Source organism: Vibrio sp. Vb0667, from assembly GCF_033391095.1.
The window spans coordinates 1-1,102 of record NZ_JAWPOL010000340.1 but is presented as its reverse complement, the minus strand read 5'-3'; the positions used below and the strand labels follow the sequence as shown (position 1 = coordinate 1,102).

At 43.9% G+C, this 1,102-nt stretch carries 1 pseudogene; it reads right to left on the bottom strand.

The window, feature by feature from the left end:
* Positions 1-367 precede the first annotated feature (367 nt).
* Positions 368-1,102, bottom strand: a pseudogene (argA, locus tag R8269_RS25745) (amino-acid N-acetyltransferase); the annotation flags it as partial.

Here is a 1,102-nt window from a genome sequence, read left to right as displayed (position 1 = left end):
TACAAATGATTGTTCTCATAACAGTGCTCGTCTCGGCTTATTTAAAGTCAGATTAACAACTGTCCTTGGTGTGCAATGCGGGTTAACTAGTTATCGACTGCCCAGCATTTTAGGGTGAAGGCTACGTATCATCACCTAGATCCATTTGTATTGGTTAAAAACCAATCACTAGCGCGCAGAGTATAGCCAACAGTGTGTATATTGAAAAGGTAAAAATGGAACTAAAATCAATGTAATGCTTTGCATATCTAAATTAATGGTATTACTACTTATGATTCATGGCTTTATTGTTGAGAGAGTCGGAGCATGGCGTTCCAAACCTCGGATTGAGGATTCAGAACGCATCTGTTAATGATGTTGAGTTTGTTTATAAGTCTAACGCTAAGATTTTGGACTTACGCTGAAAGTTGTACAGCCCTTGCTTGGCTCCTGGCAAGTAATCGACTCCAACTTCGTAGAATCCTTGCTCTCTAAACCAATGTAGACTGTGGGTGGTAAGGACAAAAATCTGGTTGATGTTTTCTGATTTTGAACGATGCTTCATGTAGTTCAACAGCAACAAACCTCGGTTGCCATCCCGATAGTCTGGGTGAATAGCAACACAGGCCATTTCAGCTTTTCGTTCTTCAGAATATGGGTATAAAGCCGCGCATCCGATGATTAAGCCATCTTTTTCAATGATGGTGAATTTACCAATCTCTTGCTCTAGCTGTTCTCTCGAACGCCTGTCCAAAATGCCTTGTTCTTCTAATGGATGAATCTATTCCAGCATGCCGCCGATGTCATCAATACCAGCTTGACGAACTTGCTCTGCGCTCGCCATGACGACTTGAGTCCCGCTACCGTCAAACGAGAACAACTCCTGAATCAAAGCCCCATCTACTTTGTAGCTGATGAGATGGCTACGTGGGACGCCAGCGCGACAAGCGGCGATGGAACCTTTGAGGAAACGCAAAGTGCCCGTGTTGTAATCGGAATCTGAAGCGTGGTTTTCTGAAAGCGTTTTGATGACGTGCTCTGCTTCGATAGGCAGCAACTCTGCAACGGCATTGCCATTGTCGTCAATCACGCCTTGTTCTGAGCAGAAACCAATCAGTTTGTC